Source organism: Pseudoduganella albidiflava (assembly GCF_004322755.1).
In the GTDB taxonomy this organism is placed as follows: domain Bacteria; phylum Pseudomonadota; class Gammaproteobacteria; order Burkholderiales; family Burkholderiaceae_D; genus Rugamonas; species Rugamonas albidiflava.
On record NZ_CP036401.1, the window covers coordinates 5,252,086 to 5,265,061 of the forward strand.

Genomic DNA, 12,976 nt, shown 5'->3' on the forward strand with positions numbered 1-12,976 from the left:
GTGCGGAATCAGCCCAGTTCTTTTACCAGTGCCGGAACGATCTCGAACAGGTCGCCGACGATGCCGTAGTCGGCCACCGAGAAGATCGGTGCTTCCGGATCCTTGTTGATCGCCACGATCGTCTTCGAATCCTTCATGCCGGCCAGATGCTGGATCGCGCCGGAAATGCCGACGGCGATGTACAGCGACGGCGCGACGATCTTGCCGGTCTGGCCGACCTGCCAGTCGTTCGGCACGTAGCCGGCGTCGACGGCGGCGCGCGAGGCGCCCATGGCCGCGTTCAGCTTGTCGGCCAGCGGTTCCAGGACCTTGAAGTTGTCGGCCGAACCGATGCCGCGGCCGCCGGAAACGATGACCTTGGCAGCCGTCAGTTCCGGGCGGTCCGACTTGGCCACTTCGCGGCCCACGAAGCTCGACTTGCCGGAATCGGCAACCGCAGCGACATTCTCGACGGCGGCCGAGCCACCGGTGGATGCCGCGGAATCGAAGCCGGTGGTGCGCACCGTGATGACTTTCACCTTGTCGGTCGATTGCACGGTGGCGATCGCGTTGCCGGCGTAGATCGGGCGCTCGAACGTGTCGGGTGAATCGACCTTGGTGATCTCGGAAATCTGTGCCACGTCCAGCTTGGCGGCCACGCGCGGCAGGATGTTCTTGCCGTAGGCGGTGGCCGGGGCCAGGATGTGCGAGTAAGCGCCGGCCACGGCCAGGATCTGCTCGGCCAGGTTCTCGGCCAGGCCATCGGCGAAGTGCGGCGCATCGGCCAGCAGCACCTTGCTGACGCCGGCGATCTGCGCGGCCTGCTGCGCGGCGGCCGAGGCGTTGGCGCCGGCGACCAGGACATGGACTTCACCGCCGGCCTGCGCGGCCGCGGTAACGGTGTGGTGGGTGCTGCCTTTCAGGCTGGCGTTGTCGTGTTCTGCGATGACGAGTGCGACCATGATTTTTCCTTGTCTGTTACCCCAGAGGCAGAGGCAGGGGTCTGACCCGCCGGGTCAGACCCCAGGTTTTGCACCTGGGGTGAAAATATGCGTTTCGGGCTCGCCGACTGTTAGATGACTTTGGCTTCGGTGCGCAGCTTCGACACCAGCGTGGCAACGTCCGGCACCATGACACCGGCGGAGCGCTTGGCCGGCTCGGCCACTTTCAGCGTCTTCAGGCGCGGCGTCACGTCCACGCCCAGGTCTTCCGGCTTGATCGTTTCCAGCGGCTTTTTCTTTGCCTTCATGATGTTCGGCAGCGTCACGTAGCGCGGTTCGTTCAGGCGCAGGTCGGTGGTGACGATGGCCGGCAGCGCCAGCGACAGCGTTTCCAGGCCGCCATCGACTTCACGGGTCACAGTCACCTTGCCGTCTTCCAGCACCACTTTCGAGGCGAACGTGGCTTGCGGCCAGCCCAGCAGCGCGCCCAGCATCTGGCCGGTCTGGTTCGAATCGTCGTCGATGGCCTGCTTGCCCAGGATGATCAGCTGCGGCTGTTCCTTGTCGGCCAGCGCCTTCAGCAGCTTGGCCACGGCCAGCGGCTCCAGGTCGGCGGTCGTTTCGATCAGCACGCCGCGGTCGGCGCCGATCGCCATGCCCGTGCGCAGTGTTTCCTGGCACTGCGCCACGCCGGCGGATACCGCCACGATCTCGGTCACCTTGCCCGCTTCCTTCAGGCGCGTGGCTTCTTCCAGGGCGATCTCGTCGAACGGATTCATCGACATTTTGACGTTGGCGATATCGACGCCAGTGCCGTCGGACTTCACGCGTACCTTGACGTTGTAGTCGACCACGCGCTTGACAGGTACCAGGACTTTCATGGGATGCCTTTGGGAAAAGTGATAAGTGAAATGGGCTAGATTATAGAAGTTTTTCCAGGCCACGGCGGAATTAAAGCACGACCGTACGATTTCATGTTAGTAGCAGTCCTCTAAAACGAATCTTGTTCGACGGGGTCGCTCGACAGGTACTGAAAATTCCGTTTCCGGCGCCAATGCCAGCCATGGGTCGGCCATGAGTGAGCCTGATTCAGCCATGGAAACAACAAGGGGACAGTCCTGCTGCCAGGAACTGTCCCCTTGTTGATGCCATCGCCCTGCGGCGGCGGCGCCGTCACTGCCCTCGGGTCACTTGCGCTGCATCAGGAAAGTGAACTCAGCGCCCTGCTGGACATGCGACAACAATGGATTGCCGGTCTGCTTGGCGAACGCCTGGAAGTCACGCACGGAACCGGGATCGGTCGCCACGATGCGCAACACCTGGCCGCTCTCCAGTTCGGCCAGCGCCTTCTTCGCCTTCAGGATCGGCAGCGGGCAGTTCAAGCCCCGTGCATCGATTTCCTTGTGAAATTCCATGGTTTCGGTGTCGAGTAAAGTATCGCTCATCAAGATTCCCGCAAATGATTGTGCTGAGTCATGACAGTCTACTCCAAAAAATGCGTCGTGACGCGGTGCACCAAAAGACTTCGCGGCTCGATGCAAAATTGCAACACATAATACCCAAAAGTAAAGACAAGCGGAAGCCGGCGGCCGAAAACCGCAGTATAGGCGAAAACCGGGCTTTGCCGCAGCGCGTCATGCGATGCCACCGCAGCGCAGCAGAGTGTACGTCGTATCGGCGCGGACGCGCGCTCAGGACACTGGCATGCCGTGCGCCGCACGCACCTGCCCGGCCCGCACCGCTTCGATCTTGTCCAGCAGGCTGGCGGAACGCTGCGCGTCGAACTTGCGGGCAAACAGCTTGCCGGACGAATACAGCGGTTCGAAGTCGCGGTCGACCAGGATGGCGGGGTCTTCGCGCTGGGGATTCCAGTCGATGTAGTGCAGCGACGCCTTGTTCTCGTTCTTCATCTCGCCGGGCCGGCGCCGGCCATCCACGTCATACAGGTTCAGCGTGGCGGCATGGGGCGAATTCAGCACGATGGTCTGGAAATAGATCTCGTCGCTGCAGGACACGCTCTGGAAGAATTCCAGGAACCGGCCGTTGCGCGGATCGTGCGTGAAATCGACGATATGGCGCGCGATGTCCTGGCTGATGCACCAGGACGTGGAGCCGCGGTAGGCTTGCATGCCGTCGACGAAACGGCGGTCCGGCAGGCGGGCGCTGATCACCTTGACGACCTTGGCCGCGACACGGCGCAGGAAGCGCGTCGGCAGCCTGGCATACAGGTCGTGGTAGCAGTAGTTGCGGATCTTGGTGACCTGGTCCGTCCCGTCCGCCAGCGCATAGAAATTCATGTAGCTGCGGCCCGGGTGGCGGCGCAGCACTTCCAGCAGGTGGCCGTGGGAATGCAGCGGGAAGTCGCGGCCGCTGAGGAAGATGTAGTAGTCGTGCGTGCCTGCCCGCAGCGCGTGTTCGAGCAGCTTGAGCATGGCGGCGACCTGGGAAAAACCGCCCCAGTTCACTTTCACGGGGTCGGGAACGAAATCGACGGGCACGCCGCCGCAAGCCGAGGCAAATACCGCCGGGTCGAACTTGGCGTCGATATGCGCGTAGATCGCCACGTTTTCCGCGTGGACGGCACGGGCCAGGCGGCCGAACAGTTCCGGCTGGTCGTGGGCCAGTATCAGGTATGCAATCCGCATTCATTCTCCTTGCTATGCCGCTGCCGCATCGCTTGCCCCGGGCCGGCGGACATGCCACCGGCGCCAGGACGAGGACTGGTGCGCCTGGCCCGGCGCCACCATGCGCGGCGTTCGCTGCCGGCGACATGGCGCACGGCAACCGGCACAAAGGGAGCAGTGTATAGCATAACTTGCACTTTAATCAATTGACGCGGCCGAAAAAAAAGGCGGCCGCGGCCGCCTTTTCCTGACCTGCTTGCGCCGGACCAGATGCGTCAGATCGACAGCATCAGATGCGCTGTTCCACCCAGCCCTGCACGCCGGCCAGGGCTTCCGGCAACGCGGCCGGATTGGTGCCGCCGGCCTGCGCCATGTCCGGCCGGCCACCGCCCTTGCCGCCCACCTGCTGGGCCACGAAGTTCACCAGTTCGCCGGCCTTGACCTTGCCGATCGAATCGGCGGTCACGCCGGCGATCAGGCTGACCTTGTCGCCGTTGACGGACGCCAGCACGATCGCGGCCGTCTTCAGCTTGTCCTTCAGCTTGTCCATCGTTTCGCGCAGCGCGTTCACGTCGGCGCCTTCCAGCGTGGCGGCCAGCACCTTCAGGCCCTTGATGTCGATGGCCTTCGTGGCCAGCTCGTCGCCCTGGCCGGAAGCCAGCTTCGACTTCAGCGCGTTCAATTCCTTCTCCAGCGCCTTGACCTGGTCCTGCACCTGGCCGATGCGCGAAGTGATCTCTTCCGGCGTCGATTTCAGTGCCGCGGCGGCTTCGTTCAGGCGGCGGTTCATTGCCTGCACCAGCGCCAGCGCGCCCTCGCCCGTCACCGCTTCCACGCGGCGGATACCGGCCGCCACGCCGCCTTCGGAGACGATCTTGAACAGGCCGATGTCGCCGGTGCGCGTGACGTGCACGCCGCCGCACAGCTCTTTCGACGAACCGATGTCCAGCACGCGCACTTCGTCGCCATACTTCTCGCCGAACAGCGCCATCGCGCCATGCTTGACGGCGTCGTCGAACGACATGTGCTGGGCCTTGGTCGAATGGTTTTCCAGGATCTCGGCATTGACGATCGCTTCCACCTGCGCGATCTGCTCGGCCGTCAGCGGCGCATTGTGGCTGAAGTCGAAGCGGGTCTTGTCCGGGTCGACCAGCGAGCCCTTTTGCTGCACGTGGCCGCCCAGCACTTCGCGCAGCGCCTTGTGCATCAGGTGCGTGGCCGAGTGGTTGCGGATGGTGCGCGCGCGCTTCACGGTATCGACTTGCGCGGAGACCTTGTCGCCCACCTTCAGGCTGCCGTTTTCCAGCACGCCGTGCTGGCCGAACACGTCGGCCTGGATCTTCAGCGTGTCGTCCACGGTGAATTTCGCGCCGGCGCTCTGGATGATGCCCTGGTCGCCCACCTGGCCGCCGGATTCGGCGTAGAACGGCGTGGTGTCCAGCACCACGATGCCCGCTTCACCGGCCTTCAGTTCCTGCACCGGCGCGCCGTTCGCGTACAGCGCGATCACGGACGAATCGAATACCAGCTGCTCGTAGCCGACGAAGCTCGTCTTCGCGCCCGTGTACGCCACGTTGGCGGCCATCTTGAACTTGCCGGCGGCTTTCGCGGTGCGCCGCTGGTTTTCCATCGCCGCGGTGAAGCCTTCCTCGTCCAGCGTCACGCCGCGCTCGCGGCAGATGTCGGCCGTCAGGTCGAGCGGGAAGCCGTAGGTGTCGTACAGCGTGAAGGCGGTGCCGCCATCGAGCTTGTGCGGATCCTTGACCAGCTGCGCTTCCAGGATCTTCATGCCGTTTTCCAGCGTTTCGCCGAAGCGCTCTTCTTCCGTCTTCAGCACCTGCTGCACGTAGGCCAGCTTGTCCGACAATTCCGGATAGGCCGTGCCCATTTCCTTGTCCAGGTCCGCGGCCAGCTTGTAGAAGAACGGCTTGGTCTGGCCCAGCTTGTGGCCGTGGCGCAGCGCGCGGCGGATGATGCGGCGCAGTACGTAGCCGTGGCCTTCCGAGCTCGGGATGATGCCGTCGACGATCAGGAACGAGGCGGCGCGGATATGGTCGGCGATCACGCGCAGCGACTTGCTTTCCAGGTCTTCCGTGTGGGTTTCGCGGGCGGCCGCCTTGATCAGGGCCTGGAACAGGTCGATCTCGTAGTTGCTGTGCACATGCTGCAGCACCGCGGCCAGGCGCTCCATGCCCATGCCGGTATCGACGCACGGCTTCGGCAGCTTCGTCATGTTGCCGGCTTCATCGCGGTTGAACTGCATGAACACCAGGTTCCAGATCTCGATGAAGCGGTCGCCGTCTTCCTCGGCCGAGCCCGGCGGGCCGCCCCAGATGTCGGCGCCGTGGTCGTAGAACACCTCGGTGCACGGGCCGCACGGGCCGGTGTCGGCCATTTGCCAGAAGTTGTCCGATGCGTAGCGGGCACCCTTGTTGTCGCCGATGCGGATGATGCGCTCTTTCGGCACGCCGATCTCGTTTGCCCAGATGTCGTAGGCTTCGTCGTCTTCCTGGTAGACGGTGACGGTCAGCTTCTCGGCCGGCAGGCCATACACCTTGGTCAGCAGTTCCCACGCATAGGCGATCGCGTCGCGCTTGAAGTAGTCGCCGAAGCTGAAGTTACCCAGCATCTCGAAGAACGTGTGGTGGCGCGCCGTGTAGCCCACGTTTTCCAGGTCGTTGTGCTTGCCGCCGGCGCGCACGCAGCGCTGCACGGTGGTGGCGCGCGAATACGGGCGGGTATCCAGGCCCAGGAACACGTCCTTGAACTGCACCATGCCGGAGTTCGTCAGCAGCATGGTCGGATCGTTACCAGGGACCAGCGGGCTGGAACGGACGATCGTGTGACCCTTGGACTCGAAGAATTTGAGGAACTTCTCGCGGATTTCGGATGATTTCATTTGGCTGGTGCAGGTTATTAGAGACAGGCTGAAGGCGGGCGGGCGCCCTGGCTGAAATGCAAAACGTTGATTATATAACGCTTGGCACTACTTGAAGTCGGCTGGCAGGAGGTCGATCCGGTCGGTGCAGATCGCGTCCACGCCCCAGGACAGCAGCGCGCGGGCGCGCGCGGCATCGTTGACGGTATAGCAAAACAGGCCGAAACCGGCCGCTTTCACGGCGCGCGCCAGCGCCGGTGTCAGCCTGGCATGGTCGACATGCACCGACAGCACGCCCAGTTCGCGGGCCTGCCCTTCCCAGTCGTCCGGCAAGCCTTCGAAGGCGATCGCGCGGGGCAGTTCGGGCGCCGCGGCACGCGCGGCGCGCAGCGCGGCGGCGCTGAACGACGACAGCAGCGGCAAGCGTGCCGCGTCGCTTTCGGCGGGAAACAGCTGGCGCACCGTCTCGGCCACGTAGCGCCCGGTGGCGGCATCATGGCCCGGCGCCGGCTTGATTTCCACGTTCATCCAGATGCCATGGCCCTTGCAATACTCGGCGAACGGCACGAACAGCGGGACCGGTTCGCCGGCGAACGCGGGGCCGAACCATGTGCCGGCATCGAGCCTGGCGAGATCGGCGGCGTCGGTTTCCGCAACGCTGCCCGGACCGGCCACGGTGCGGCCGAACTCCGGATCGTGCATGACGACGCCGACGCCGTCGCGCGACAGCATCACGTCGAACTCGACCGCGCGATAGCCATGGCGCAGGCCGGCCGCCAGCGCTGCGATGGTGTTTTCCGGGGCGGTCGTGCCGCCGCCGCGGTGCGCGATCATGGTTGGATAGTGCCACATGGCTGCGACACTACCATGCTCGCCGCGAAAAAGGCAAAAAGCGGATACGTTCGGGCAAAAAAAGGCCGCTTCACCATCGAAGCGGCCCTGTAAGGCGCCGGATGCCACCGCGGGACGGTGACAAGGCCGGGGTTCGCCACGGCATCGTCCCGGGAGCGGGGCCCCTGGCCCGCCGGCGCCGTCGCCCCAACTCAATGCAGGTGCAGCTTGAAGTCGATCAGTTCATTGTGCATGCGGCTGACCGCCGATTTCATCTGGGCCGACAACGGCAGGCCGCTGCCGCACACGCGGCGGGCGCGCGAACCCAGCAGTTCCATGTCGGCGATCAGCTTGACGATACGGGCCCGGTCGCGCAACGCGACGATTTCAGCGATGCGGTCGGATTGCCGGTCCAGCTTCTGGATGTAGTCGCGCAATTCCCCTGGCAGGTTGCGTTCGGCGGACAGCGCCTGCGCGGCCTGGCCGACGGCAAGCTGGATACTGCTGATGCGGCTGCGGATTTCCTGTTCTCCCATGGTCCTCTCCGTGATGTGCGCGGCAGCGGGATGCGCCGTTCATGCTTGGAGGGAGCACGGGACCGAAGGTTGCCTGAGTCCGGCTCATGCTTGAGAGGCCTCAAGTTCCCGTCATGCGGGCTTCGCCGCCAGTGCCGTGGCCACGGGGACCAGCGTGCGCAGCCGCAATGCGACCAGCAGCCCGATACCCAGCAATGCCGCCTGCAGCGCCACCACGCCCGGCCAGCCGCCATGGGCCCACAGCACGCCGCACAGCCAGCCGACCACGCTCGAGCCGAGGTAATAGAAGAACAGGTACAGCGCCGATGCCACGGCTTGCGGCGCGCGGGCCCGGCGGCCCACCCAGCTGCTGGCCATCGAATGGGAGGCGAAGAACGAGAAGGTGAACAGCGCCATGCCGGCGACGATCGCCACCAGGTTGTCGGCCAGCGTCAGCAACAGGCCGGCCAGCATCGCCGACAGCGTGGCCCACAGCACCTTGCGGCGGCCCAGGCGATCCGCCAGGCGCCCCGCCCACACGGAACTGTAGATGCCCAGCAGGTACAGGAACGAGATGCCGCCGACCAGCCCCTGGCGCAGCGAGAACGGCTCGCCCAGCAGCCGGAAGCCGATGAAATTGTAGGCACTGACGAAGCAGCCCATCAGCAGGAAGGCCAGCGCGTACAGCCATGGCAGGCCGGCGTCGCCCAGATGGCGGCGCAGGCCTGCCGCCATGCCCGCCAGTCCGCCCTGCGCCGGCCTGAAATGGCGCGACTCGGGCAGGCTGCGCCAGAATTCCCAGGCCGCATACAGGCCGGCCGCGCCCATTGCCGCCAGCGCCACGCGCCACGAAAACACGTCGGACAGGGTGGACGTGACGACCCGCCCCAGCATGCCGCCGAACGCGCTGCCGCTGATGTACAGGCCCATCGACAGGCCCAGCGATTCGGGTTCCACTTCCTCGCTCAGGTAAGCCATCGCCACGGCCGGCATGCCGCCCAGCCCGAGGCCCAGCAGCGCGCGCGCCGCGAGCAGTTGGGGGTAGTCGCGCGCCAGCGCGCACACCAGCGTCATCACGGCGGCCAGGCACAGCGCCGTCACCATCAGGCCCTTGCGGCCGATACGATCGGACACGATCGACGACAGCAGCAGCGACACGGCCAGCGCACCAGTCGACACCGACAGCGACAGGCTGCTTTGCGCCGGCGTCAGCGCGAACTGGTGCGCCAGCAGCGGCATCAGCGGCTGCACGCAATACAGCAGGGCAAAGCAGGAAAAGCCGCCGAAGAACAGCGCGCGGTTGGTGCGCCGGAAGGCGGGGCTGGCGGGAGAGAGGCGTTCCATGATGAGCTTTCAACGACGATGGAGCCATCGTAGGCTTGCCCGGTATAAGCGTCCAATATATATTTGAGGCTCCATTAATACTTTAAAGCGATAACATGGAACTGCGGCACTTGCGTTATTTCGTCGCCGTGGCCGAGGAACTGAGCTTCACGCGCGCCGCCGAGCGGCTGCACATCGGCCAGCCGCCGCTGAGCCAGCAGATCCAGGCGCTGGAACACGAGGTGGGCGCGCGGCTGTTCGAGCGCAGCAAGCGCTGGGTACGGCTGACGGAAGCGGGCAAGCTGTTCCTGGCGGACGCGCGGCGCGTGCTGGCGCTGGCCGAACAGGCCAAGGAAACCGCGCGCCGCGCGCAGCGGGGCGAAGCTGGCGAGCTGCGCATCGGCTTTACGTTCTCGACACCGTTCACCACGCTGTTCGCCGCGGTGGTACGGCGCTACCGCCAGCAATATCCGGGCGTGCTGCTGACCTTCCATGAAATGGCCACCCTGCCGCAGCTGGAGAAGCTGGAAGCACGCGAGCTGGACCTGGGCTTCGTGCGCACCGTCAGCGTGCCGATTCCCGAGACCATTACCCTGACGACCCTGCGCCACGACCCGTTGCGCCTGGTGCTGCCGGCGGACTGGCCGATCGCGGCGATGGAAACCATCACCGTGAAAGACCTGGAAGGGTTGCCGTTCGTGATCTTCCCGAAGGATGCCGGCACCGGCATCCACCCGCAACTGTTCCGCATGTGCCGGGCCGCCGGCTTTACGCCGCAAATCGCGATGGAAGCGGGCGAAGCGTCGACCATCATCGGGCTGGTCGCCGCCGGCTGCGGCATCTCGGTGCTACCGAGTTCGTTCGAGGGGATTCACATGGAAGGCGTGGTGTACCGGCCGCTGGCCGACCCGCAGGCAACGACGGCGCTGATGCTGGCGCAGCGCAGCGACGACGGCGGGCCGCTGGTGGCCGCATTCGTGGCGCTGGCCAGGGCCGCCGCGCAAGAGGAGGCTTAGGGAACCCGGCGGACCCGGATGGCCGGCGGCATTACCGGATTGCGGTCCCATCCGGCTCGTAGCCCTGCAGCGTCACGATCGCCGCCGACCTCGTTTCTCGAATGCCTGCGTCACCGGTGTCCCCATGTATCAAGGCGCGCGTGCCGGCCGCCGGTTCTCGATGGCCTCCTGCATCGCCCGCAATCGCGCACGCCTGGCTTGCCAGTCGGCCGCCTGGGCCTCGTCCAGTTCGATCGTGAAGTCCGTCCAGGAACCGGTGAAATTGCACACATGGTTCCAGGCACGCCGCACGTGCAATGCCGTCCCCTGCAAGTCCGCATCGAGCAGGCTGATGTGCAGCGAGCCGTCCGTGCGGAACACCTGCCTTGCATGGCCATCGGCCGCGAGCGCCTCTTCCCATTCGCGTTGCTGCCCGGGCGATGCGGGCAGCAGTGCCATCTGGAAGACGTCATCGATGCGCGCCACGTGCCGCCGGATTTCCTCGCACAGCCCGTGCACCCGCTCGTCCCCGGTATCCCTGAGTTCCCTGGAATTGGCCGCATAGCGCAGCGCCAGCACGGCGTCGTACCACTCGGCCGCCGTGGCAGCCCGGTTCACCATCGCATGGAAACGGTTCGGTGAAATCCGATGAAGCGCTTCGACCAGCTTCATCAGGTCAGCCGGAATGGCCGTGATGTCTGCCGGGCTGGTCGCCACGTCAGTCGTAATCGGCGTCCAGCTCGGAGCCGGCGTAGTTCTCCAGCTCAGCGAACAGGGTCTTCATCGCCGTGCGCCCCGGGATGTGCTGCAGCACCGTGCAACCCTTGCGGTAGGTGTCGATCCGGTTCAGCAGCACGGCGTGGTGCTGCGCGGGGACGGCGGCGACCAGTTCGGCCCAGCCGGCTTCGAAGTCGGGCTTGTTGGCGCGCACCGCCTTCACGAAGCGTTCGAAATCCTTCTGGCCGGTGCGGGCCACGATGCGCCCGCCGCCTTCGACGGCGAAGATGATCGCCAGCGCGATCACGCCTTCCGCATTCAGGTCGGTATCCTTGACGGCGCCGGCGCTGTTGTGGCGGCGCAGCCAGTTGGCGAAACGCACCACGGCCTGCGCTTCCTGCCGCTGCTTCAGCTGTTCCTGGTAGCGCGCCGGGCCATCCCAGTTCGCGTTCGGGTCGGTCAGGCAGATATCGAAGAAGATGTCGCGCAGCCGCCGCTGCGCGTACACGGGATCCTGGTCGTATTCGCCCACCAGCGTATCTTCCGGCATGGCGGCCAGGTCCTTCAGCTGGCGAAAGCCGGCCTGGAATGCCGCCTCGGCACCGTTATCGACGAGGAAGTCCAGCGCGGCCTCATCGCTGTCCACCGCCAGCACCTGTTCGAGGCCCAGCGAGACACCGCCCACCGTGAGGTTGACGGCCTTCTGGATGCCTTCGGAGGTGCGGTGGTTGGTGAACTTCTCGGCGACCATCGCCGTGATGCCGGCCAGCTCGTCGGCCAGCATCAAGGCCGCGTCCGGGCGGTCGTCGCCCGGCAGCAGCTTGATCGCGCGCGTGAGTCTCGGCAGGTTTTCGCGTACGAGTGCCGGCAGCATCAGGAGAAGATCCCCGTGCCGAGGTTGCGGCGGCCGCCGCGCGCGCTGGCGCTGCGGGTGCTCGGCACCTGCTTGCGCAGCCGGTACAGCAGCTCTTTCGTGGAGCGCTGCAGCACGGACGGTTCTTCCTCGTCCGGATCATCGGAGTATTCGGCGTCGGCCAGGTCGGCACTGTGGCGGAATTCCGGGAACAGTTCGAACAGCGCGCGGTCCCAGCCATCTTCGCTGGCTTGCGCCAGGGCGACAGCCAGCGGCACCACGTCGCTGTCGGAGGACGACTGCGCCGTGATGTACTGGCCCTTCGAGATCACCTCGCCGGCCACTTCCAGCATTTCCTTCGGTGCCAGCGAGAAGACGATGGCGAACACGGTCGCGCCATGGTCGGTGGCGGAAGCTTCCTGCAGCAGTTCGCGGCGGCGCTCCTCGTCCTCGGTGCCGAACACCACGCCGTGGATGTGATTGAACAGCCCCTCGGCGATGCGCTCGGGATCATCCTCGATCATGTCCTCGTTCCAGGTGGCGGCGATGTAGGCCAGGCTGTCGGCCCACGCCTTGGGCGGCACCAGCAGCGTGGCCAGCGACAGCTTGCCGCCATCGAAGCCGGCCATGTGCAGCGCCGTCACATGCGGCGGAATGTTCTGCAGCACCTCGGCCACGGCCAGGTCGCCGTGCTGCTCGGCCGCGTCGGCGAATGCCTGCTCGGCGTGGCTCAGCGAGCCGGCCAGCACCAGTTCGGTCACCTGCTTGCTGATCGCGGGCAGATTGGACTTTTCGTCGGACATCAACGTTCTCCTTCCTGGTCGAACATCTGGGTGAATTCCTCGCTGGCGCCGCCTTCTTCCTCGTCGTCATCGCCTTCGTCGCCTTCGGCCAGCTGGTCGAGCGACGTATCGTCGTCGTCCCACATGCGCGGGTGCTTGTGCAGGAACGCGGTCACGATGGCCTGGCGGCCCAGGTCCGGATGGTTTTCCTCGATCGCCTCGAGCATGCGGGCCGGCTCGCCCTCCGGGCAAGACACGGCCGCGAACACTCGCGCCGGATCGCCGAACTCGAAGTCCTCGGCATCGGCCAGCAGCGTCTTCGGCTCGGCGATGTCGATCACGTCGACCAGCGCGAACGCCATCATGTTCAAGTCTTCGATACCGGCGCCATTGGCATACTCGGTCACCAGCGCCTTCGTCATCGCCTGGTAATTCTTGCGGTCCGGCGGGTCGCCGAGGATGCCCTCGATCTGCTCGGCCAGTTCGCGCGCCTGGAAGGCGAACTCGGGGTGTACTCTTCTCATTGCTGACTCTTTTC

Annotated in this window: 13 protein-coding genes; 1 reads left to right on the forward strand and 12 read right to left on the reverse strand. The window is 65.4% G+C overall.

Annotated elements, in window-relative coordinates:
- Window positions 1–8: 8 nt before the first annotated feature.
- The 8 genes from EYF70_RS21780 to EYF70_RS21815 form a co-directional block, all read right to left on the reverse strand.
- Window positions 9–941 (reverse strand): electron transfer flavoprotein subunit alpha/FixB family protein, encoded by a 933-nt coding sequence (locus EYF70_RS21780; protein WP_131147273.1) that lies wholly within the window; start codon window positions 939–941, stop codon window positions 9–11.
- A 110-nt stretch (window positions 942–1,051) separates the two neighbouring features.
- Window positions 1,052–1,801, reverse strand: coding sequence for an electron transfer flavoprotein subunit beta/FixA family protein (locus EYF70_RS21785; protein ID WP_131147274.1), 750 nt, complete (start codon window positions 1,799–1,801; stop codon window positions 1,052–1,054).
- Between the two features lie 306 nt (window positions 1,802–2,107).
- The gene (locus EYF70_RS21790; RefSeq protein ID WP_130190229.1) at window positions 2,108–2,335 is read right to left on the reverse strand and encodes a sulfurtransferase TusA family protein; all 228 of its coding nucleotides are present in this window, start codon (window positions 2,333–2,335) and stop codon (window positions 2,108–2,110) included.
- 276 nt (window positions 2,336–2,611) lie between these two features.
- Window positions 2,612–3,565: a beta-1,6-N-acetylglucosaminyltransferase gene (locus EYF70_RS21795; protein WP_131147275.1), complete on the reverse strand. Its 954-nt coding sequence runs from the start codon at window positions 3,563–3,565 to the stop codon at window positions 2,612–2,614.
- Between the two features lie 268 nt (window positions 3,566–3,833).
- Window positions 3,834–6,443, reverse strand: coding sequence for an alanine--tRNA ligase (alaS, locus tag EYF70_RS21800; RefSeq protein ID WP_131147276.1), 2,610 nt, complete (start codon window positions 6,441–6,443; stop codon window positions 3,834–3,836).
- An 87-nt stretch (window positions 6,444–6,530) separates the two neighbouring features.
- Window positions 6,531–7,274, reverse strand: a complete 744-nt coding sequence (gene ugpQ, locus EYF70_RS21805) for a glycerophosphodiester phosphodiesterase (protein ID WP_131147277.1) — start codon at window positions 7,272–7,274, stop codon at window positions 6,531–6,533.
- A 191-nt stretch (window positions 7,275–7,465) separates the two neighbouring features.
- Window positions 7,466–7,789 (reverse strand): hypothetical protein, encoded by a 324-nt coding sequence (locus tag EYF70_RS21810; RefSeq protein ID WP_131147278.1) that lies wholly within the window; start codon window positions 7,787–7,789, stop codon window positions 7,466–7,468.
- A 111-nt stretch (window positions 7,790–7,900) separates the two neighbouring features.
- Window positions 7,901–9,112, reverse strand: coding sequence for an MFS transporter (locus EYF70_RS21815; protein ID WP_131147279.1), 1,212 nt, complete (start codon window positions 9,110–9,112; stop codon window positions 7,901–7,903).
- 95 nt (window positions 9,113–9,207) lie between these two features.
- Here EYF70_RS21815 and EYF70_RS21820 point away from each other — a divergent pair, with 95 nt between their 5' ends.
- A complete protein-coding gene (locus tag EYF70_RS21820; RefSeq protein ID WP_131147280.1) occupies window positions 9,208–10,107 on the forward strand; it encodes a LysR substrate-binding domain-containing protein in 900 nt (299 codons plus the stop codon).
- A gap of 129 nt (window positions 10,108–10,236) precedes the next feature.
- On the opposite strand, the gene EYF70_RS21825 is transcribed toward EYF70_RS21820, so the two are convergent.
- From EYF70_RS21825 to EYF70_RS21840, 4 genes are read right to left on the reverse strand one after another with little or no spacing between them, the layout of a single operon-like run.
- Window positions 10,237–10,803, reverse strand: coding sequence for a hypothetical protein (locus tag EYF70_RS21825; RefSeq protein WP_131147281.1), 567 nt, complete (start codon window positions 10,801–10,803; stop codon window positions 10,237–10,239).
- 1 nt (window position 10,804) lies between these two features.
- Window positions 10,805–11,677 carry a hypothetical protein gene (locus EYF70_RS21830; protein ID WP_131147282.1) on the reverse strand — a complete coding sequence of 291 codons (873 nt, stop codon included), beginning with the start codon at window positions 11,675–11,677 and terminating at the stop codon, window positions 10,805–10,807.
- Window positions 11,677–12,459, reverse strand: a complete 783-nt coding sequence (locus tag EYF70_RS21835; protein ID WP_131147283.1) for a hypothetical protein — start codon at window positions 12,457–12,459, stop codon at window positions 11,677–11,679. The genes EYF70_RS21830 and EYF70_RS21835 overlap by 1 nt, the downstream gene beginning before the upstream one ends.
- The gene (locus tag EYF70_RS21840) at window positions 12,459–12,962 is read right to left on the reverse strand and encodes a hypothetical protein (protein WP_131147284.1); all 504 of its coding nucleotides are present in this window, start codon (window positions 12,960–12,962) and stop codon (window positions 12,459–12,461) included. The genes EYF70_RS21835 and EYF70_RS21840 overlap by 1 nt, the downstream gene beginning before the upstream one ends.
- Window positions 12,963–12,976: the final 14 nt, after the last annotated feature.

Coding starts and splice junctions, on each gene's coding strand:
- EYF70_RS21780 (WP_131147273.1), bottom strand. CDS start 941: ATGGTCGCACTCGTCATCGCAGAACACGACAACGCCAGCCTGAAAGGC.
- EYF70_RS21785 (WP_131147274.1), bottom strand. CDS start 1,801: ATGAAAGTCCTGGTACCTGTCAAGCGCGTGGTCGACTACAACGTCAAG.
- EYF70_RS21790 (WP_130190229.1), bottom strand. CDS start 2,335: ATGGAATTTCACAAGGAAATCGATGCACGGGGCTTGAACTGCCCGCTG.
- EYF70_RS21795 (WP_131147275.1), bottom strand. CDS start 3,565: ATGCGGATTGCATACCTGATACTGGCCCACGACCAGCCGGAACTGTTC.
- alaS (WP_131147276.1), bottom strand. CDS start 6,443: ATGAAATCATCCGAAATCCGCGAGAAGTTCCTCAAATTCTTCGAGTCC.
- ugpQ (WP_131147277.1), bottom strand. CDS start 7,274: ATGTGGCACTATCCAACCATGATCGCGCACCGCGGCGGCGGCACGACC.
- EYF70_RS21810 (WP_131147278.1), bottom strand. CDS start 7,789: ATGGGAGAACAGGAAATCCGCAGCCGCATCAGCAGTATCCAGCTTGCC.
- EYF70_RS21815 (WP_131147279.1), bottom strand. CDS start 9,112: ATGGAACGCCTCTCTCCCGCCAGCCCCGCCTTCCGGCGCACCAACCGC.
- EYF70_RS21820 (WP_131147280.1), top strand. CDS start 9,208: ATGGAACTGCGGCACTTGCGTTATTTCGTCGCCGTGGCCGAGGAACTG.
- EYF70_RS21830 (WP_131147282.1), bottom strand. CDS start 11,677: ATGCTGCCGGCACTCGTACGCGAAAACCTGCCGAGACTCACGCGCGCG.
- EYF70_RS21835 (WP_131147283.1), bottom strand. CDS start 12,459: ATGTCCGACGAAAAGTCCAATCTGCCCGCGATCAGCAAGCAGGTGACC.
- EYF70_RS21840 (WP_131147284.1), bottom strand. CDS start 12,962: ATGAGAAGAGTACACCCCGAGTTCGCCTTCCAGGCGCGCGAACTGGCC.